Origin of the sequence: Histidinibacterium lentulum (genome assembly GCF_003789055.1) — a bacterium.
In the GTDB taxonomy this organism is placed as follows: domain Bacteria; phylum Pseudomonadota; class Alphaproteobacteria; order Rhodobacterales; family Rhodobacteraceae; genus Oceanicola; species Oceanicola lentulus.
Map to the genome: position 1 here is coordinate 14,803 of NZ_ML119086.1, position 18,534 is coordinate 33,336.

General features: G+C 69.1%; 17 protein-coding genes. 3 read left to right on the plus strand and 14 right to left on the minus strand.

The features are described from left to right. Window positions 1–238: 238 nt before the first annotated feature. The 8 genes from EAT49_RS12370 to EAT49_RS12405 all read right to left on the minus strand — a co-directional run bounded on the left by EAT49_RS12370 (window position 239) and on the right by EAT49_RS12405 (window position 8,318). Window positions 239–1,282 (minus strand): glycosyltransferase family 2 protein, encoded by a 1,044-nt coding sequence (locus EAT49_RS12370; protein ID WP_123642648.1) that lies wholly within the window; start codon window positions 1,280–1,282, stop codon window positions 239–241. Window positions 1,283–1,331: 49 nt separating this feature from the next. Beyond that, entirely contained in the window at window positions 1,332–2,384 is a 1,053-nt protein-coding gene (locus EAT49_RS12375) for an ATP-grasp fold amidoligase family protein (protein WP_123642649.1), read from the minus strand. A gap of 43 nt (window positions 2,385–2,427) precedes the next feature. Continuing rightward, complete coding sequence (locus EAT49_RS12380) at window positions 2,428–2,955, minus strand: sarcosine oxidase subunit gamma (protein WP_123642650.1); 528 nt, start codon at window positions 2,953–2,955, stop codon at window positions 2,428–2,430. Then, window positions 2,948–5,956: a sarcosine oxidase subunit alpha family protein gene (locus EAT49_RS12385; protein WP_123642651.1), complete on the minus strand. Its 3,009-nt coding sequence runs from the start codon at window positions 5,954–5,956 to the stop codon at window positions 2,948–2,950. The genes EAT49_RS12380 and EAT49_RS12385 overlap by 8 nt, the downstream gene beginning before the upstream one ends. A 66-nt stretch (window positions 5,957–6,022) precedes the next feature. Then, entirely contained in the window at window positions 6,023–6,340 is a 318-nt protein-coding gene (locus EAT49_RS12390) for a sarcosine oxidase subunit delta (RefSeq protein ID WP_123642652.1), read from the minus strand. 39 nt (window positions 6,341–6,379) lie between these two features. After that, window positions 6,380–6,559, minus strand: coding sequence for a hypothetical protein (locus EAT49_RS12395; RefSeq protein WP_148078736.1), 180 nt, complete (start codon window positions 6,557–6,559; stop codon window positions 6,380–6,382). A 90-nt stretch (window positions 6,560–6,649) separates the two neighbouring features. Continuing rightward, window positions 6,650–7,000, minus strand: coding sequence for a hypothetical protein (locus EAT49_RS12400; protein ID WP_123642654.1), 351 nt, complete (start codon window positions 6,998–7,000; stop codon window positions 6,650–6,652). A 73-nt stretch (window positions 7,001–7,073) separates the two neighbouring features. Beyond that, entirely contained in the window at window positions 7,074–8,318 is a 1,245-nt protein-coding gene (locus EAT49_RS12405; protein ID WP_123642655.1) for a sarcosine oxidase subunit beta family protein, read from the minus strand. A 223-nt stretch (window positions 8,319–8,541) separates the two neighbouring features. Here EAT49_RS12405 and ccmI point away from each other — a divergent pair, with 223 nt between their 5' ends. The 3 genes from ccmI to EAT49_RS12420 are packed head-to-tail and all read left to right on the plus strand — an operon-like array spanning window position 8,542 to window position 10,519. Continuing rightward, entirely contained in the window at window positions 8,542–9,765 is a 1,224-nt protein-coding gene (gene ccmI / locus EAT49_RS21715; RefSeq protein ID WP_123642656.1) for a c-type cytochrome biogenesis protein CcmI, read from the plus strand. Next, on the plus strand, window positions 9,762–10,244 hold the full coding sequence (gene ruvX, locus EAT49_RS12415; RefSeq protein ID WP_123642657.1) for a Holliday junction resolvase RuvX: 483 nt from the start codon (window positions 9,762–9,764) through the stop codon (window positions 10,242–10,244). Before ccmI ends, ruvX begins: the two co-directional genes overlap by 4 nt. Further along, window positions 10,241–10,519: a DUF1289 domain-containing protein gene (locus EAT49_RS12420; protein WP_123642658.1), complete on the plus strand. Its 279-nt coding sequence runs from the start codon at window positions 10,241–10,243 to the stop codon at window positions 10,517–10,519. Before ruvX ends, EAT49_RS12420 begins: the two co-directional genes overlap by 4 nt. A 101-nt stretch (window positions 10,520–10,620) precedes the next feature. Here the strand turns inward: EAT49_RS12420 and EAT49_RS12425 are convergent, their stop codons facing one another. From EAT49_RS12425 to uxaC, 6 genes are all read right to left on the minus strand, one after another. Beyond that, entirely contained in the window at window positions 10,621–11,259 is a 639-nt protein-coding gene (locus EAT49_RS12425; protein WP_123642659.1) for a class I SAM-dependent methyltransferase, read from the minus strand. Between the two features lie 302 nt (window positions 11,260–11,561). Next, window positions 11,562–12,383: a sulfite exporter TauE/SafE family protein gene (locus EAT49_RS12430; RefSeq protein ID WP_123642660.1), complete on the minus strand. Its 822-nt coding sequence runs from the start codon at window positions 12,381–12,383 to the stop codon at window positions 11,562–11,564. A 69-nt stretch (window positions 12,384–12,452) separates the two neighbouring features. Then, entirely contained in the window at window positions 12,453–13,448 is a 996-nt protein-coding gene (gene dusA, locus EAT49_RS12435; protein ID WP_123642661.1) for a tRNA dihydrouridine(20/20a) synthase DusA, read from the minus strand. Between the two features lie 222 nt (window positions 13,449–13,670). Continuing rightward, a complete protein-coding gene (locus EAT49_RS12440) occupies window positions 13,671–15,188 on the minus strand; it encodes a UxaA family hydrolase (RefSeq protein ID WP_123642662.1) in 1,518 nt (505 codons plus the stop codon). A gap of 13 nt (window positions 15,189–15,201) precedes the next feature. Further along, the gene (locus EAT49_RS12445) at window positions 15,202–16,665 is read right to left on the minus strand and encodes a mannitol dehydrogenase family protein (protein ID WP_123642900.1); all 1,464 of its coding nucleotides are present in this window, start codon (window positions 16,663–16,665) and stop codon (window positions 15,202–15,204) included. Between the two features lie 251 nt (window positions 16,666–16,916). Further along, a complete protein-coding gene (gene uxaC, locus EAT49_RS12450; RefSeq protein ID WP_123642663.1) occupies window positions 16,917–18,323 on the minus strand; it encodes a glucuronate isomerase in 1,407 nt (468 codons plus the stop codon). Window positions 18,324–18,534: the final 211 nt, after the last annotated feature.

Sequence of the window (18,534 nt, forward strand, 5' to 3'; positions counted from 1 at the left end):
CCCGGTGGGCGGTCCCGTGACACGCAGGCATGGGGTCCTTCATCCCGGGCAGGAGACCGGCTGGCCATCGCCCGCCGGAGACCGGCCACCCGACGCGGATGCGCTCGGTGGCAGGACGGAGACCCAGTCTCTCAGCCCCGGATACGGCTGGTCTCAGAGCACCAGTGAGAACGTCTGAGATCAGGAGGATACGCCTCCGGCGGGGTATCCCCGGCCAGATGAATGAGAAGGCAGTCCCTCAGACCGCCTGACGGGCAGGACCCTCGCCGTCGTCCGCCCGATCGCCGCCCACGGGGTTGCGGCTGCGGTAGCGGCGCAGGTGGTTTGACAGGGCCACTCCCGCCTCCGTCGCCTTGACCGCCGCGATCGTCTCATGTGCTCGGGCCACAGCCGCATGGTGGAGCGGACCGAGCTCCGCGTCGGCGATCAGCTCGTCCCGGAAGGCGCGCACGTCGTCCTGCCACCGCGCGATGTTCTCGTCGTGATGGTGGTTGTGATCGTAGCGCCGCCAGTACCCCATCGCGTAGTCCTTGTCGGGATGGTTGGCATTGCCGCGCGCGACCTTCAGGAAAAAGGCGTCCACCGACTTCAGGACATAGTGATTGAGCTGAACGAGACCGAAGCCGTAGTCGGGGGCAAGCAGGCTCTTCACGTCCTCGGTCAGGTCGAGACCTGTCAGGTCTTCCCCGCTTCCGTTCACCGGGCGCACGCGGTCCGTCTTCCCGGCCTCGAAGACCGGGGAATGATTGCGCCACTGCAGCGCTTCCGCGGAGGCATGGGTCAGCGTCTTCGTCCCGCGCCGGTTCAGCTTGCGGTGATAGGCGGCGTCGAGGCTCCAGGACCAGCGGAACTGCTCCGTGAGCAGCTTGTCCTCGTAGGTCTCGATCCCGCCGCAGCCGAAATTGTGCTGCGACATGACGATCATGTTGGCGGCCGGAACCGCGTCGAACAGATCGGTGATCCGGCCCCGCCCCGCGTTGACGCAGATGTATTCATCGACGTCCATGTTCACGACCCAGTCCGACCGGCGCAGGCGCGGCCATGTGTTCACATAGCGCAGCATCTGCTGATGATGGTTCTGCGCGTCCATGATCATCGACGGGTTCGAGTAGTGCCGCAGCAACCCGAGATCGTCGAGCCGCTCCAGCATCAGGTCGGTGCCGTCGCTGCAATCGTTCGAGAAGACATGGATGTCGTTCAGACCGATCAACCGGTGATAGGCGACCCATTCCAGAAGGAACGGCGCCTCGTCCTTCATGGGAGTGATGGAGGTTATCCGCATGGCGCCACCTTGACCGGCTGAGATTTAGGTTCCGTGACCGCCGCGGCGATCAGGCGGCCTGACGGGCCGCCACCTCCTCCAGTCGCACGAAGCGCGGCATCGGCGACCAGTCCGCGCAGAGCATCTCGTCGAGCTCGGGAGACCGCACATGCCGCCGACCGGCGTTGGGCAGGAATGTCAGCTCGCCGAGGAACACCTCGTCCCCCCGCAGATAGAGATCCACGCGGCAATACTGGAACTGGCGGCCGATCTCCACCGCGATGTCGCGCGCCAGCTCGGTATTCTGCGGCAGCGGCTCCTCGCGCAGGTTCTTGCGCAGGAAATCGTGCGGCATGTAGTTGAGATTGCTGTCGTAGACCGGATTATGCCGGTCCTCGGTGCCCAGCCCCACGTCCATCTGCAGGACCGACATCCGGCCGTTGATGATGTGGAACCGGAAATCTGTCAGCGGCTCTTCGGTGCCCGAATTCAGGTCCTCCTCGAGAAAGGCGCGGCGCTCGATGAAGCCGTACCACCATTGCGAGGAATGCCGCCCGTAATCCGTGGCCAGCCAGCCGTCCACCGCCGCCTGCGCCGCCTCCAGCGTGGCCGTATCGCAGGGCAGCTGGATCTTCATCACCTGCGCCGAGGCGTGGTTCGACTTCAGGTAATACTTGCCCCCGGGCAGCCCGGCGAAGCTGAGCCGCTCGCCCGGCCCCCACTGCCGGAACACCTCGGCGGGGCGGCAGCGGTTGCGGTATTTCGCGGGGATGTAGCTGCCCGCCTTGAGCTTGTCCGCCGGGATCCGGCCAGTCTCGAGAGGCATCAGGATCGAGTGCAGGATGTTCATGGCGCCGAAACTGCGCGGGCGAAAGAAATCGGGCCATTCGCCGTTCTTGCGCAGGTAGCCGCCCACGCCCGCCCGCACGATCCGCCGGAACTCGCGCCGGTCGAGGGCGCTGCAGGCGGTCATGTAATCTCCCCCGGGCATGACCGTGGCCGCCTCCCGCAGGCAGGCGTCGTGCCACGAGGTGAAGTCGTTGACGAAGTCCGCCAGGTAATCCTCTCCGCCCTTTGCCTTCGGGCGGTTGTTGTAGAACTGCTGCTCGTAGAACGGACGCATGCCGTTCCCTCCATACCTTGCCCCCCAGGTATGGCCGTCGAGATCAGAGTGGGGCGTGGAACCCGGGCGGTCCAGCCTCCGCGGCGGTGCGCAAAAGGGTTTCCACGTAGTCTGTTACCGAACGGAAACAGATCGCCTCGATCCGTGACTCTTCTGCCATCCAGATCGCCCCCGCGACCTGCGCGAGCCGCGTCCGGCGCAGGCATCCGACCGGGAACGCCGCCTCCGACAGGTCCGCCGGGGTCAGCTTCTGCACGATGTCGCGCACGCCCCGGCCCTCGAGCGCGAAGCGGCTGCGCGCGTCGCTGACATCGACCGCCAGGTGATGCACCCCGTCGAGATCGGCGCCGAGCCTCTCGAGCGCTTCGGCAACCTCGTCCGCCGGCAGCAGGATCAGCAGCTCGTCCGGCGCCATCCAGCCAAGGCCCCGCACCCCGTCCCCGGTGATCGTCAGCGGCCCCGGAACCTCTGCCCTCGTCACCCCCGCCGCCGCGGCGCCCACCTCGGCAGGATCGCCCCTGAGGGTGATCATCCCGCCCGGCGCCATCCGGGTCACGGTGACCTCAGACATTCTGCTTCTCCCCCTCTGCGTCGTAGAACACGGGCGAGACGATCCGCGCCCGCACGCTGCCGCCCTCCACCGTGTTGAACTCGAGCTCCTCGCCCATCCGCTCCGGCCCGCGCAGCACGAGCCCCATGGCGATGCCCCGTCCCAGCGTCGGCGAATGGTAGGTCGAGGTCACCCGCCCCTCTGTCGCGCGCTGGCCGTTCGGCGTCCTGCCCTCCGCCAGCGCATAGGCGCCCTCGGGCAGAACCGACCCGTCCAGCGTCTCGAGCCCCACCAGCTTCCAGCGGGCGGGATCGGTCATGTGGCTGCGCGCCTGGGCGCGCTTGCCGATGTAATCGGCCTTCTTCTTCGAGATCGCCCAGTCGAGCCCCAGATCCTGCGGGATCACCGTCCCGTCCGTCTCGTCGCCGATCATGATGAAGCCCTTCTCGGCCCGCATCACATGCAAGGCCTCGGTGCCGTAAGGAGTTACGCCGAACTCCTCACCCGCTTCCAGAAGCTTCTCCCACAGCGCCAGGCCCTGCCCCGCGGGCGTCGCGATCTCGTAACTCAGCTCGCCCGAGAAGCTGATCCGGAAGGCCCGCACCGGATGGCCGCCAAGCCTGCCCTCGCGCCAGTCCATGAACCTGAACTCCGCCCCGGAAACATCGAGCCCGCCGAGCTTTTCCAGAACCCGCCGTGCCTGCGGGCCGACCACGGCGACCTGCGCATACTGCTCCGTGAGGTTGACCGTGTGGACCTTCCAGTCCCACCACTCGGTCTGCAGCCATTCCTCCATATGGGCATGGACCCGGTCCGCGCCGCCCGAGGTGGTATGGCACAGCCAGCTGTCCTCGGACAGCCGCGCCACCACCCCGTCGTCCATCAGAAAGCCGTTTTCCGAACACATCAGCCCGTAGCGGCAGCGGCCCACGGCGAGGTTGGACATCATGTTGGTGTAGAGCATGTCGAGAAACCGCCCCGCGTCGGGCCCTTTCACCACGATCTTGCCCAGCGTCGAGGCGTCGAGCAGCCCGAGGCCCGAGCGCACCGCGGTGATCTCCCGCGCGACCGCCTCCGCATGGCTCTCGCCCGCCCGCGGATAGCAGTAGGGCCGTCGCCAGTGGCCCACGGGCTCCAGATAGGCGCCCCGGGCCTCGTGCCAGTCCTGCATCGGCGTGCGCCGCACGGGCTGGAACAGCGCATCCTTCGCCTCTCCGGCAATGGAGCCCATGGAAATCGGCGTGTAGGGCGGGCGGAAGGTGGTTGTGCCCACCTGCGGAATATCCTCACCCAATGCGCGAGCAAGAACCGCCAGTCCGTTGATGTTGCTCAGCTTCCCCTGATCCGTCGCCATGCCGAGCGTGGTGTAGCGCTTGGTGTGCTCGACGCTCTCGAATCCCTCCCGCGCGGCGAGCTGCACGTCGGTCACCTTCACGTCGTTCTGATAATCGAGCCACATCTTGGCGCGCAGCTCCGCCTTCGCGCCCTGCGGCATCAGCCAGACCGGCAGGATCGGCCCCTCGGCCGGCTCGTCCACCTTGTGCGAGACCGGCTTGCCCCCGACCAGCGCCGCGACCTGCCGCGCCGCATCCCCGAGCGCGGCCTCCGTCCCCAGATGCCCGTTCGCCGTGCCCACGACCGCCACGTTCGGGCGCCCGTCCGCGCCCGTGGGCGCCCGGTCCGGGTCGGGGCGGAAGAACGCCCGCTCCGCGTCCCAGGTCAGCTTGCCCCCCGTGTGGGACCACAGGTGCACGACGGGCGACCAGCCGCCCGACATGGCCACGCAATCGCAGGCGATCTCCTCCAGTACCGATCCCTCGCCCGCCTGGGCACAGACCGCGACACCCTCGACGCGGCCCCGGCCCTTGACCTTCGCGATGCCCTTGCCCGGCAGGATGCGCAGGCCGAGGTCCCGCGCCGCCTGCACCAGCGGCCCCGATGGCGCGGGCCGCGCATCGAGGATCGCGGCCACCTCGAGCCCGGCGTGATGGATCGCCAGCGCGGTGCGATAGGCGTCGTCGTTGTTGGCGGCGATCACCGTGCGGTCGCCGGGCGAGACGCCCCAGCCCGAGATGTAGTCGCGCACCGCCGAGGCCAGCATCACCCCCGGCCGGTCGTTCCCCGCAAAGGCGAGCGGCCGCTCGATCGCGCCCGTCGCCAGCACGATGCGGCCCGCGCGGATACGCCAGAGCCTGTGACGCGGCCCCGCCGCGCCGGGCAGATGATCGGTCAGCCGCTCATGGGCGATGACCGCGCCGTGGTCATAGACGCCGGCCCCCATGCAGCGTGTCCGCAGCGTGACATTCGGCATCTCTTCAAGGGCTTCGACGGCAGTCTTCACCCAGGTTTCGCCGGCTTCGCCGTCGATCCGGGCGCCGCCTTCGGCGGCGCCGTCCAGCAATGCGCGCCCGCCCCAATGGGCTGTCTGTTCCACCAGCATCACCCGCCGGCCCGCCCGCCCCGCGGTCAGCGCCGCCTCGAGCCCCGCGACCCCGCCGCCCACGACGAGGACATCCACATTGGCATGCATGTGCTCGTAGGTATCCGGATCGCGCGCGTCCGGCGCCTTCCCGAGCCCCGCCGACTGGCGGATGAACGGCTCGTAGACATGCTTCCACAAGGGGCGCGGATGAATGAACATCTTGTAGTAGAAGCCCGCGGGCAGGAACCGCGCAAAAAGCTGGTTCACCGCGCCCACATCGACCTCGAGGCTCGGCCAGTGGTTCTGGCTGCGGGCCTCGAGCCCCTCGAAGAGTTCGGTCGTGGTCGCGCGCTGGTTCGGCTCCAGCCGGTCGCCGGACCCGAGGTTCACCAGCGCGTTGGGCTCCTCCGCCCCCGCGGCCACCAGGCCGCGCGGCCGGTGGTACTTGAAGGACCGGCCCACAAGCATCTGATCCTGCGCCAGAAGCGCGGAGGCCAGCGTGTCGCCCGCATAGCCGGTCAGCCGCTTGCCGTTGAAGCTGAATCCGAGGGGCTGCCTGCGGTCGATGAAGCGGCCGCCCGTGGCCAGACGCGTGCTCATGCCACGCCCTCCCTGCCCATGTCGATGGAGGTTTTTCGAGTATTTCCGGCCAGATGAGACATGGGATCAGCCCTGCCAGCCGGGCCGGCGCGCCTCGATCGCCGCGAGGATCTCCTCGGGCGGCCCGGAGGTCTGCGCGGGATAGGTGCCGAACACCTCGAGCGTCACGGTGCAGCGCGCGGCGTGGAACCACTTGCCGCAGCCCATGGCGTGGCGCCAGCGCTCGAAGTGCACGCCGCGCGGGTTCTTGCGCAGAAAGAGATAGGCCTCGAAGGCCTCGTCGGTGCTGCCCGGCCCTTCCCGGGTCAGATGCGCCTCGCCGCCGGGGGCAAGCTCGGTTTCATCCGCCATGACCCCGCAGGCGGGGCAGCGCAAGGTCAGCATGGTAAGGCCTCCGGGAAGCTCGCCCGGAGCCGGGCGCGGTCACCAGTCGGGATAGACCACGTTGGGCGAGGGCTGGAAGGTGCGGCCGTGGGGCTCGCCGGTGATCGCCACGACGAGAAACAGCGTGAGAACGATCGTTCCGAGGCTCCCGGCGAGGAAGCCGCCGAGCTTGCCCTTGTGCCGCTCGAACCACTGGCTGTCCGGCAGCCTGTCCCGCATTCGGCCCATCTTCGTCCCTCCGTATCCCCTCGGAGGGCGAGAAATAACCGCTGGACCCCGCGATGCAAGAGCCGGAACGCGCCTCGGGCGCTAGCGCTCCTCGGGGTCGGCGATATCGTCGACGGCGACGGGATCGCTGGCAGGGTCGAGAGCGTCCTCCACCGCCTCGTCGGCCCCGTCGAACGCCTCCTCGACGGTCTCGCCGGTCTCGGGGCCGCCCTCTTGGATTTCCTCGAGGACCGCCTCGTCGTCGAGGGGCGGCAGCTCTTCGGCGGTCTCGTCGAGGCTGGCGTCGGGGTTCGCGTCCGCGGGCACCTGCAGATCGGAGTCGCGCTCGACCCCGCCGTCCTGGAACAGGACGACCCAGCCCAGCACGGCGATGAGCAGGACGAGCGCCACGAAGATCGCGGTGCGGGTGCGGGAGTTCGGGGCGTCGGCCATGGGGTCCTCGCGGTCAGGAAGGGCGTCTTCCCGGCAACGTGCCCCCCCCGGGGGCGGTTCCAGCCGGCCCCGGTCAATGGGCCACCCCGGCGGCCACCGACTCGTCGATGAACCGTCCCTCCCGGAACCGCGTGAGCGAGAACGGATCGGCGAGCGGCGACGTCCCCTTCGCCATCAGCTCCGCCATCGCCCAGCCCGAGCCGGGGATCGCCTTGAACCCGCCCGTGCCCCAGCCGCAGTTGATGTAGACGCCTTCCACGGGCGTTCTCGAGATGATCGGCGAGCGGTCGCCGGTCATGTCCACGATCCCGCCCCACCAGCGCAGCATCTTGAGGCGCGAGATCATCGGGAAGGTCTCGCAGAGCGCGCGCACGGTCTCCTCCACATGGTGGAAGCTGCCGCGCTGGGTGTAGTTGTTGTACCCGTCCGCCCCGCCGCCGATCACCATCTCGCCCTTGTCGGACTGGCTCATGTAGCCGTGCACGGTATTGGCCATCACCACCACGTCCATGCAGGGCTTGATCGGCTCGCTGACCAGCGCCTGCAGCGCCACGCTCTCGATCGGCAGCCGGAAGCCCGCCATGTCGGCGAGCGCGCCCGAATGCCCCGCCACCACGATGCCGAGCCTGTCGCATCCGATCGCGCCCCGCATCGTGTCGACGCCCACGACGCGCCCCCCCTCGCGGCGGATGCCCGTGACCTCGCATTTCTGGATGATGTCCATGCCCATGTCCGAGCAGGCCCGCGCATAGCCCCAGGCCACCGCATCATGGCGCGCCGTCCCGCCCCGCGGCTGCCAGAGCGCACCCAGCACCGGGTAGCGCGGTCCCGACAGGTTGATGATCGGGCAGAGCTCCTTCACCCGCTCGGGGCCGACGAATTCCGTCTCCACGCCCTGCAGCGCGTTCGCCTGGGCCGTGCGCCGGTAGCCCCGCACCTCGTGGTGGGTCTGGGCGAGCATCAGCACGCCGCGGGGGCTGAACATCACGTTGTAGTTCAGGTCCTGGCTCATCGTCTCGTAGAGCGACCGCGCCTTCTCGTAGATCGCCGCCGACGGGTCCTGCAGGTAGTTCGAGCGGATGATCGTCGTGTTCCGGCCCGTGTTGCCGCCACCGAGCCATCCCTTCTCCAGCACGGCGACATTGCGGATGCCGTGGTTCTTTCCGAGCCAGTAGGCCGTGGCGAGGCCGTGTCCGCCCGCGCCCACGATGATCGCGTCGTACCTCTTCTGCGGCTCCGGAGAGCGCCAGGCCCTCTCCCAGCCCAGATGATGGCGCAGGGCCTCCCGCGCGACGGCGAAAGCGGAATAGCGTTTCATCGTCTCCGTCGTCCCCTCGAATCCCTGCCCGGGCCCCGGACCCCGCCCGCGTGAGATGAACCCTTCGCCCCCGCGCCGGTGGGCTGTCAACGGCACAAGACGCCGGAAAACCGACATGCCCGGAGGGGCCAGTTGTCGCGGGGGGCGTGCGCGGCCGTCCCGGGGGTTCCCGCGGGCGCCCGGGCGGCTTATCTGACGGCAAACCAAGGGAACGAACGGCTCGATGATCTTCTTTCTCGTCTGCGGCGTGGCGGCGCTCCTCGTCACCGGATTGATCCTGCTCCCGCTCCTGCGCGACAGCGCGGGCACCGAGGAGCCGCCCGAGGTCGCCCTCTACCGCTCCCAGCTCGAGGAGCTGGACCGCGATGTCGACCGCGGCGTGATCGACGCGGACGAGGCCGCCCGCGCCCGCACCGAGATCGCGCGCCGCCTCCTTGCAGCCGACCGGGCCGAACGGCGGGCCTCGGGCAGCGCTCCGGCCTGGCTCACACGGGCCGCGGCCGTCGTCACAGGGCTCGCCGTCGTGGCGGTGGCAGGCGGGCTCTACTGGCGTCTCGGCGCGGTGGACGGGACCGGCCCCTATGCCGACATCCCCCGCGCCGCCCGGATCGCCGCCTCCGAGGAGATGCGCGCCGCCCGTCCCGGCCAGCTCGCCCTCGAGGAAGCCTCCGCCGGCGCCTCCCTCGCCGCCGAGGATGCGCCGGACGACTACATGGAGATGGTCGAGCGCCTGCGCGAGATCGTTCCCGGTCGGCCGGACGACCTCGAGGGCTGGCAGCTCCTGGCCCGCCACGAGGCCGCCCTTGGCAACTATCCCGCCGCCCGCGCGGCGCAGGAACGGGTCATCGCCATCCGCGGCGACGAGGCCCGCCTCCCCGACCGGGAGCGACTGCTCGACCTCATGGTGGCCGCCACCGCCGGGGTGGTGTCGCCCGAGGCCGAGGAACTGGCCTCCCGCATTCTCGTCCTCGACGAGGACAATCTCGCCGCGCGCTACTACATCGGCCTCCTCTATGCCCAGACCGACCGGCCCGACGTGGCCTTCCGCCTCTGGCGCGCGATGATCGCCGAAGGCCCGCCCGAGAACGCCCATGTCCGCCTCGCCCGGGGCCAGATCGAGGAGGCCGCCTTCCGCGCCGGAGAGGACTACACGCTCCCGCCCCTCGACAGCCGCGGCCCGACGGAAGAGCAGATCGCCGCCGCCGAAGACATGGACCCCGAGGCGCGCGCCGCGATGATCGAGAACATGGTGGCGGGCCTCGAAACACGCCTCGCCAACGAGGGCGGCAGCGCCGAGGACTGGGCGCGGCTCATCTCCGCCAAGGTCGTTCTGGGCGAGACCGACCAGGCTCGCGCCATCCTCGGCGAGGCGCGGCAGCGCTTTGCCACCCGGCCCGAGGATCTCGGCACGGTCGAGGCCGCCGCCGAACGGTCGGGTCTCGAATGATCTGCGACGCGGCAGAGGAGTTCGCGGCCGCCCTGCCCCGCGCCGGCGCGCTCATGGGGCTCGATCTCGGGACGCACACGATCGGCGTGGCGGTCTCGGACGGGCTGCGTTCGGTGGCCACTCCGCTCGAGACGGTCAAGCGCCGGAAATTCACCCTCGACGCCGCGCGCCTCATGGAGATCGCCGAGGGCCGGCAGATCGCCGGCATCGTGCTCGGCCTGCCGCGCAACATGGACGGCAGCGAAGGACCGCGCGCGCAATCGTCCCGCGCCTTCGCCCGCAATCTTGCGCGGCTGACCGACCGGCCCATGGCGTTCTGGGACGAACGCCTCTCGACCGTGGCCGCCGAGCGTGCCCTTCTCGAGGCCGACACGTCGCGCCGGCGCCGGGCGGAGGTCATCGACCATGTCGCCGCCGCCGTGATCCTTCAGGGTCTGCTGGACCGGCTGCGCCACATCAGACTGGAGACCGAGGCATGACCGACGACAGCGAGGCCGTCTGGAGCCGCCGCGAGATCGAAAGCCCCTGCGTGAAGATCTGCGTGATCCACCCCGAGGCGCGCATCTGCACCGGCTGTTTCCGCCGGATCGAGGAGATCGGCCTCTGGTCCCGCCTCTCGCCCGAGGACCGGCGGCGCATCATGGCCGAACTGCCCGCCCGCGAAAGCCAGCTCGGCGGCCGCAAGGGCGGCCGGGCCGCCCGGCGCGCCGCACGCCGCGCCGAGGCCGCGGCCCGCACAGCCAACGATCCCTAAGGCGCGCGGTCTTGCGCACCTGTCGCGGGCGCCCCCCGGCCCGGGGCACCATCCCGGGCAACCGCCTGCGTCCAGAGACCCGGTGCGCATGAACACATGCCCTACTCCTTTCGCGCCACGATGAACGGGCGGAACTCCCGCCCTTTGGCCCCGTGCCGTTCGATGGCCGCGATCTCGAACCCCGCCTGTCCGATCCGCTCGGCCAGTTCCTCCGCTCCGAAGACCGCCACATGCGGCGCCAGGCGCACCGCCCGCAGCACCGGCAGCAGCGCGCGGCCGACCAACGGGTTCATCTCCCGGACGCAAGGCGTCTTCGTCACGAATAGTCCGCCTGGCTTCAGCATGTCGCGGATGCGGGCCAGCGTGCCCTCCGTGTCCCGCACCATGTGCAGATAATTGAATCCCAGCACCGCGTCGAAGACAGGGTCCTCCGTCGCCACCTCTTCCGCCGTCGCCACCCGGAACGTCAGCCCGCGAATCGGGTCCGCCGCCAGTTTCTCCTCCGCGATGGCGATCATCCCGTCCGAGATGTCGGTCGCAAGATAACGCGCGACCCCGCCCGCAAGCCGCAGCGCCGTGGACCCGGTCCCGCAGCCCAGCTCCAGCACGCTGCTTTCAGGCGTCAGAAGCTTCCGCACCCTCTCGAGCGTCCGCTCGTAGCCCTCCGGGTCCGACAGCTTCGCCCGCGCATAGCGCCGCGCCATGCGGTTCCAGAACCGCGCATCTGCCGCTGCCGTCATGATCCGGTGTCCCTTCCGAAAGCCCATCCGGAACCAGTCATGCCCCGGATCTGGCGACGGGGGATAGCCCCCACCCCGGCGCTGCCGTCGGCCGGGACTTCGGCCCGGCACCCCCGACACATCCTCCTTTCGATAATCCTTTAAAAACCAGTATGTTACAATGCGCCCCCATCTCGGGACCGCTCCCGCGCGCCGAAGTCTCCCAGTGATCCGGCCCGCGCGCAGCCGATCACGACTTTCTCCGAAAAAACTATCTATAACCGTAACTTGCAGACCGTTTCATCGTGTAACGCCCGCCCGGACTATCCAAGAGCTTCCCAGATCATGTTCCCCGCGACCGCAAGCAGGAACAGCCCGAACACCCTCTTCAGGGGCCGCGCATCCAGCCGGTGCGCCAGCGCCGCCCCCCAGGGCGCCGTGATCAGAGTCATGGCGATGATCAGCACGAAGGCCACCCCGTTGACCGCCCCCAGCGTGAACGGAGGCCGCGAGTCCGCGGGCAGCTCCAGCATCAGGAAGCCCAGCACCGACGGCACCGCGATGGCGAGCCCGAACCCCGCCGCCGTCGCGACGGCCCGATGAATCGGTACGCCGTGGAGGCTCATCAGCGGCACCCCGAACGATCCGCCGCCGATCCCCATCAGCACCGACAGCCCCCCCACCAGCGGCGCCAGGACCGCCCTCAGCCAGCCCCGCGGCATCGCCTGCCCCAGCCGCCATTCCGACCGGCCGAGCAGCATGTAGACGGCCACGATCAGCGCGAGCCCACCGAAGAGCGCCTGCAGCTCGTCCGACCGCAGCCGCGCCGCGACGACCACGCCGATCACGGCACCGACCGCGATCCCCGGCGCCCAGCTTTTCAGGATGTCCCACTCCACCGCCCCCTTGCGATGATGCGCCAGCACCGACCGGACCGAGGTCACGATGATCGTCGCCAGCGACGTCCCGAGGCACAGCTGCATCAGCATCGGCCCCTCGTAGCCCAGCACGGTGAAGGCGTAGAAGAAGGCCGGCACCAGCACGATCCCTCCACCCACGCCCAGCAGGCCCGCAAGGACACCCGCCACCGCCCCGATCACAAGCAGCATCGCCGCCATGGCGAGAATGAGTTCCGTCTCCGGCATGTCCGTTCGCTCCACCCGTCTGGAAGACCCGTTCTGGCCCCCCCGACAGGCGGTGGCAATGCCTTCCGATCAGGCCGCGAGCGCCGCCTCCGGAAGTGCCGCGAGGGCGCGCTCGAGAACTTCGGGACCCGCGCCCTCCCGCACCGCCTCTTCGCCGAGCCGCCGCCTCCACGCCCGCGCCCCGGGCTGGCCGTGAAACAGCCCGAGCATGTGCCGCGTGATCTGGTGCAGCCGCGCGCCTTTCACGAGCTCTGCCTCGATATAGGGCAGCATCGCCCGCGCCGCGGCCTCACGGGTCATGGCCGTCCCGGGCTCGCCGAAGATGTCGGCATCCGCACCGAGCAGGACCCCGGCCGGATCGTGATAGGCCGCCCGTCCGATCATCACGCCGTCGAGCCCGCGCCCGAGCCAGCCCCGCGCCCCGTCCCGTGAGACGATCCCGCCGTTGAGCGAGACGTGGAGGTCCGGAAACGCCCGCTTCATCTCCAGCACCAGCCCGTGATCGAGCGGCGGCACCTCGCGGTTCTCCTTCGGCGACAGCCCTTGCAACCACGCCTTGCGGGCATGGATTGTCACCCGCCGCACGCCGACCGTACGGATCGCCTCGAGGAAGCGCGGCAGCACGTCCCGCGGCTCCTGATCATCGACCCCGATCCGGCATTTGACCGTCACCTCCCGGGGCTGCGCCGCGATCATCGCCGCACAGCACTCGGCGACGAGGTCCCGCGACTTCATCAGCACGGCGCCGAAGGTCCCCGACTGCACCCGGTCGGACGGGCAGCCGCAGTTGAGGTTGATCTCGTCGAACCCCGCCGCGGCCCCCAGACGCGCAGCCTCGGCCAGTTCAGCCGGATCGGCTCCGCCCAACTGGAGCGCCACCGGATGCTCCACCGCCGAATGATCGAGCAGATGCACCGCCCCCCCCCGGACCAGCGCGGGAGCGGTAACCATCTCCGTAAAGAGCAGCGCCCGCCCCGACAGCTGACGGTGAAAGACGCGACAATGCCGGTCCGTCCAGTCCATCATGGGCGCGACGGACAATCTTGCGCTCTGGTTCAGCTTCATCTTCTCGACTTCAAGACGTTCGCATCGATCTCTGCCATGTCGATACCCGTTTCGAGAACGCAACCCTGGCTTCGGCGATTTCATCGGACTGAACATAGCCAATACGCGGGGCGCGGGGAAACCGCCACCGGCGGCTGATAGAGTCAGCCGGCCGGAACTGGCCTTCGAGGCCACAATCTCCGGAGGGTGCGTCAAAGCTGCGAAGCCGGCGCAAGCCACGGCTCAGGCGGATGTCCGGATCGCGCCCGCGCTCCACATGACCGCGCCGATCTGCCATGGCAGGATCTCGTGGTCGCCGAGACCCAGCGCCTCGCTGCGGGACGTCTTCCCGGAAGCGACGGCAAGAACCTCGGCAAAGATCTCCTCCCCTTTCTCGGCGACGGACACGCCACCTCCGAGGATATCGCCGCAGTTGATGTCCATGTCGTCGGACATCGCCGCGAAGAGCCGCTCGTTGGTTGCCAGCTTGATCGTGGGTGCCGGCTTCGAGCCGAACGCCGAGCCGCGTCCCGTGGTGAACACGACGATCTGCGCTCCGCCCGCCACCTGCCCCGTCACCGAGACCGGGTCGTAGCCCGGTGTGTCCATGAAGATCAGGCCGTGCGCGCTGGGAGCCTCGGCGTAGCGCACCACCTCCGACAGCGGCCCGGATCCACCCTTCGCCGCCGCGCCAAGGGATTTCTCCAGGATCGTGGTCAGCCCGCCGGCCTTGTTGCCGGGCGATGGGTTGTTGTCCATCGAACCACCGTGCATCGCGGTGTAGTCCTCCCACCACCGCATCCGCTCCAGCAGCTTGTCCGCCACCTCCGGGCTTGCGGCGCGGCGGATCAGGAGCTGTTCGGCGCCGTAGATCTCCGGCGTCTCCGCGAGAATCACCGTACCGCCCTGCGCCGCGATCAGGTCGGAGGCTACGCCCAGCGCGGGGTTCGCGGTGATGCCGGAATAACCATCCGATCCGCCGCACTGCAGCGCCACGCAGAGATCCGATGCGGAGCAAGGGCTGCGCGAGATGTCGTTCACCTCCGGCAACAGCGCCTCGACCCGCTCCCGGATCGCGGCGATGGTGGCGCGGGTGCCGCCGGTCTCCTGGATGGTCAGCCCGTGGAACCGCTGCTGTCCGACACCGGGGCCGTCGAATGCGGCCTTCATCCGTGCGAGCTGCATCACCTCGCAGCCGAGGCCGACGAAGACTGCCGCTCCGACATTGGGATGAGTGGCGTAGCCCCAGAGCACGCGCTGCAGGTTGTCCCAACCCGGCCCTTCGGAGGCCATGCCGCAACCGGTGCCATGCGCGAGGACAAAGACGCCGTCGATGTTGGGATAGCTGCCCAGGACACCGCTTGTTCGGAGCTCTTCCGCCGCCCGCCGGATCACCGTGGCCGAGCAATTTACCGTCGCGCAGAGCGCGACGTAGTTGCGCGTTCCGACCCTGCCGTCGGGGCGGCGATAGCCCAGGAACTCCGCTGCGGGGCGCGGCGAAACCGCGGCTCGCGCCGACGCAAGATCCGCCCCCGCCTCGTATCTGCGGTCATGGGCCCCGATGTTGCAGTTGTGGCTGTGCACATGCTCGCCCGCCGCGATCGGCGCAGAGGCATAGCCGATGATCTGACCGAACTTGCGGATCGGCGCACCCTCGGCCACGCCATGCCGCGCGATCTTGTGGCCCGCGGCGATGCCTTCCCGCTTCTCGGTCAGGATCACGACATCGTCGGAGGGATGCAGCAGGATGGGTTCGGACATCGCGATCGCTCCGTCAGTTTGGCTCGGCACCGGTCAGCGCCACGACCATGGCGCGCGCTCCGATGCGGCACAGGCCTTCATAGGCCCCGCTTACCGCTTCACGAAAGACCCGATCGCTGGCGAGACTTGAAGGAAACACGTCCCCGACCGCCAGTAGCGCAGCCACCTTGCCCGACGGTTCGTCGGCGCCCTCAGACGCCGCCTTGAGCCGGTCGGCCAGCGGATCGCGGACGTCGATCGCGCCGCCCGCCTCGTCGACGCCGCCGACATAGCGCATCCAGGCCGCAACGGCGAGAGCGAGGCCCGGCACGGGACGTCCTTCGGCGAGGTTGTCCTGAACGGTGCCGAGCAGCCGCTGCGGCAGTTTCTGGCTGCCGTCCATGGCGATCTGCCACGTGCGGTGACAGATCGCGGGGTTTCTGTACCGGTCAAGCAGCGCGTCGCAGTATGCGACGAGATCCTCGCCTTCGGGTTGCGGCACGGTCGGCAGGATTTCCCTCTCCCACAGGTGCCGGCAGAGCGCCGCAAAGGGCGGGTCCGCCACGGCGTCGGCGATGGTTCCGTGCCCGGCGAGATAGCCGAGATAGGCAAGTGCAGAATGGGTGCCGTTCAGGCATCTGAGCTTCATCGTTTCGAAGGGTGCGACGTCGCGAACGAACTGCGCCCCGGCGGCATCCCAGGCGGGGCGCGCGCCGTCCGTGAAGTCGTCCTCGATCACCCACTGGCGAAAGGGTTCATGCACGACGCAGGCGGGATCGTGGTACCCTTCGCTTCGGGCCAGCCCGGCGATGTCGTGCACGGTCGTGGCCGGAGTGATGCGGTCCACCATGGTCGCGGGGAAGCGGACGGTCTGCTCGATCCAGGCGGCGAGAGCCGGATCCAGAACCCGGGCAAGGTCGAGGACGACGCCGCGCACCAGGCGGCCGTTGTCAGGCAGGTTGTCGCAGCTGAGGACGGTGAAGGGCGGATGTCCCTCTGCCCGGCGCCTTGCGAGTGCCTCGACCACAAGACCCGGTGCCGACTTTCGCCGCGACGGCGCCTCGATATCGGCGCGGATGTCCGGATGCTCCAGTCGCAGGAGTCCGGTGGACGGCTCATGGCAGTAGCCCTTCTCGGTGATGGTCAGCGAGACGATCCGCACGTCGGGGGCCGTCATTGCGTCCAGCACGGCCTGCGGATCCTCGGGCGCCACCAGAATGCGGGAAACGGACCCTATCACGCGGGGATGCCGCCCTTCCGGAGCCAGCGTGACGGACGTGTACACCCCCTCCTGCGGTCCGAGCTGGTCACGGGCAGACGGGCTCCTGAGTGAGACCGCGCAGATGCCCCAGTCGCCGCCATGGGCGGCCATGGCGTCCTCGGTGAAGATGGCCCCGAACGATCTGAAGAAGGCCCCCGGGCCGAGATGGACGATCCCCACCTTCGCGGCCGGAACGCTGCGGGACAGGCGTGGGACATCTGGCAAGACAGCCTCCATCGGCATAGAGCGCGTCTCCGTGACATAGCGCGGCGACGACGGCCAGAGAAAGGCCGCAGCGCCCCCGTTAGCGGACGTCTTCCCGGGCGGTCGAGGGGACGATGTGCGACGCGGCACGACAACCTCGCGGCTGCTGGACGGCACCCTGGAATGCCGCCTCCCCGAGTTTCCGACCGTTCCTTTGCGGCAGGAGGCTTCGTCGGCACCGCCGGTCGGTGATGCCCGCGAAAACGCAAGACGCCCTCAGATGATCACAGGCGATAGGCCTTCCTTGCCAGCCGGTGGGTGAGGTCCTGTGCGACCTCGAAGGCCTCGGCCTCCCTCAGGCGCCCGGTCCGCACGAGCGTGGCGAGGTAGGCGCAATCCGCTCGTCGCGCCACGTCATGGCGCGCAGGGATCGAGCAGAAGGCACGGGTGTCGTCGTTGAAGCCGACGGTATTGTAGAAACCGCAGGTTTCCGTCGTGATCTCGCGGTAACGGCGGATGCCCTCGTAGCTGTCGAAGAACCACCAGGGCGGGCCCAGACGAAGCGCCGGATAGGCTCCCGCAAGGGGGGCCAGCTCGCGGCCATAGGTCGTCTCGTCAAGCGTGAAGAGGATCACCGTCAGGTCGGCATTCATGCCCACCGCATCGAGAAGCGGCTTCAGGTTGCCCACGAAATCGGTAGGCCGCGGGATGTCGAAGCCCTTGTCGCGGCCATGGGTCTCGAACACCGTGCGCGAATGGTTGCGCCAGGAGCCGGCGTGAAGCTGCATAACCATCCCGTCCTCGAGGCTCATCCGCGCCATCTCGGTCAGCATCTGGCCGCGAAATGCCTCGGCCTCCTCGGGCGTGCAGGCACCGCGCAGCACCTTGTCGAAAAGCGCGGCTGCATCGGCGGTGCCCATGTCCTCGGTGCGGGCGGTGGGGTGGCCGTGGTCTGTCGCTGTGGCACCATGCTGGCGGAAGAAGGCTCGCCGCGCGCGATGGGCGTCAAGGTAGCCCTTCCAGCTCGCCGTGTCTTCGCCGGTCAGCGCGCCCAGCTGTGCCACATTGTCGGCAAACCCCTCGAACTCGGGATCGATGACGGCATCCGGGCGGTAAGTGGTGATCACCCGGCCCCGCCAGCCGCTCTCGGCGATCATCCGGTGCCAGCGCAGATCGTCCAGCGCGCCCTCGGTCGTGGCCAGCGCTTCGATCCCGAACCTTTCGAACAGGGCGCGGGGACGGAACTCGGGCCTCCCGAGGCAGTCCTCGATGTGGTCGAACTGCGCATCGGCAGTCGCGGGAGAGAGCGGCTCCGTCAGACCGAAGACGTGTTCGAACGAATGGTCGAGCCACATCGCCGAGGGCGTCCCTCGCAGGAGGTGCGCACCTGCGGCGAAGCGCCGCCAGATCGTCCGCGGATCCGTTTCCACCGGCCCGCCATCGACCCGGGGAACGCCAAGGTCCGCCATCGGAACGCCCTGACTGACCAGCATCCGGAAGACGTAGTGATCGGGGACGACGAACAGCTCCGCCGGGTTCGGAAAGCGGGCGTTCTCGCCGAACCATCGGGGGTCGCAATGTCCGTGGGGGCTGAGGATCGGCGCGTCGGCCACGCTGTCGTACAGGTCACGCGCAAGGCTACGCTGGCTCTCTTCGACAGGCAGCAGACGATCGGGGTCGGTCAGGGGCATGGATCTGTCCGGGATGCAGGAGTGGTACCTTCTAGTCGGAGTACGGCTGAGATGAAAAGGTGTGCTCCGGAGGGGTGCCCGGTCAGCGCCGCACGGGCGCGCTCCTGCCACGGTGCGAGGTCCCCCCGCACCGGTCCGCGGCGCCGCCGGGGAGGACCGCCAGAGCCTTCTTCAGGCGGGTATCGCTCGGACTCAAGCCGGTGGCTGACTG

Bases quoted from the DNA above. Each gene is read 5' to 3' on its own strand.
- EAT49_RS12445 (WP_123642900.1), bottom strand. From the start codon at position 16,665: ATGGAGGCTGTCTTGCCAGATGTCCCACGCCTGTCCCGCAGCGTTCCG.
- EAT49_RS12370 (WP_123642648.1), bottom strand. From the start codon at position 1,282: ATGCGGATAACCTCCATCACTCCCATGAAGGACGAGGCGCCGTTCCTT.
- ccmI (WP_123642656.1), top strand. From the start codon at position 8,542: ATGATCTTCTTTCTCGTCTGCGGCGTGGCGGCGCTCCTCGTCACCGGA.
- EAT49_RS12395 (WP_148078736.1), bottom strand. From the start codon at position 6,559: ATGCGGGACAGGCTGCCGGACAGCCAGTGGTTCGAGCGGCACAAGGGC.
- EAT49_RS12440 (WP_123642662.1), bottom strand. From the start codon at position 15,188: ATGTCCGAACCCATCCTGCTGCATCCCTCCGACGATGTCGTGATCCTG.
- EAT49_RS12390 (WP_123642652.1), bottom strand. From the start codon at position 6,340: ATGCTGACCTTGCGCTGCCCCGCCTGCGGGGTCATGGCGGATGAAACC.
- EAT49_RS12405 (WP_123642655.1), bottom strand. From the start codon at position 8,318: ATGAAACGCTATTCCGCTTTCGCCGTCGCGCGGGAGGCCCTGCGCCAT.
- dusA (WP_123642661.1), bottom strand. From the start codon at position 13,448: ATGAAGCTGAACCAGAGCGCAAGATTGTCCGTCGCGCCCATGATGGAC.
- uxaC (WP_123642663.1), bottom strand. From the start codon at position 18,323: ATGCCCCTGACCGACCCCGATCGTCTGCTGCCTGTCGAAGAGAGCCAG.
- EAT49_RS12425 (WP_123642659.1), bottom strand. From the start codon at position 11,259: ATGACGGCAGCGGCAGATGCGCGGTTCTGGAACCGCATGGCGCGGCGC.
- EAT49_RS12385 (WP_123642651.1), bottom strand. From the start codon at position 5,956: ATGAGCACGCGTCTGGCCACGGGCGGCCGCTTCATCGACCGCAGGCAG.
- EAT49_RS12380 (WP_123642650.1), bottom strand. From the start codon at position 2,955: ATGTCTGAGGTCACCGTGACCCGGATGGCGCCGGGCGGGATGATCACC.
- ruvX (WP_123642657.1), top strand. From the start codon at position 9,762: ATGATCTGCGACGCGGCAGAGGAGTTCGCGGCCGCCCTGCCCCGCGCC.
- EAT49_RS12430 (WP_123642660.1), bottom strand. From the start codon at position 12,383: ATGCCGGAGACGGAACTCATTCTCGCCATGGCGGCGATGCTGCTTGTG.
- EAT49_RS12400 (WP_123642654.1), bottom strand. From the start codon at position 7,000: ATGGCCGACGCCCCGAACTCCCGCACCCGCACCGCGATCTTCGTGGCG.
- EAT49_RS12375 (WP_123642649.1), bottom strand. From the start codon at position 2,384: ATGCGTCCGTTCTACGAGCAGCAGTTCTACAACAACCGCCCGAAGGCA.
- EAT49_RS12420 (WP_123642658.1), top strand. From the start codon at position 10,241: ATGACCGACGACAGCGAGGCCGTCTGGAGCCGCCGCGAGATCGAAAGC.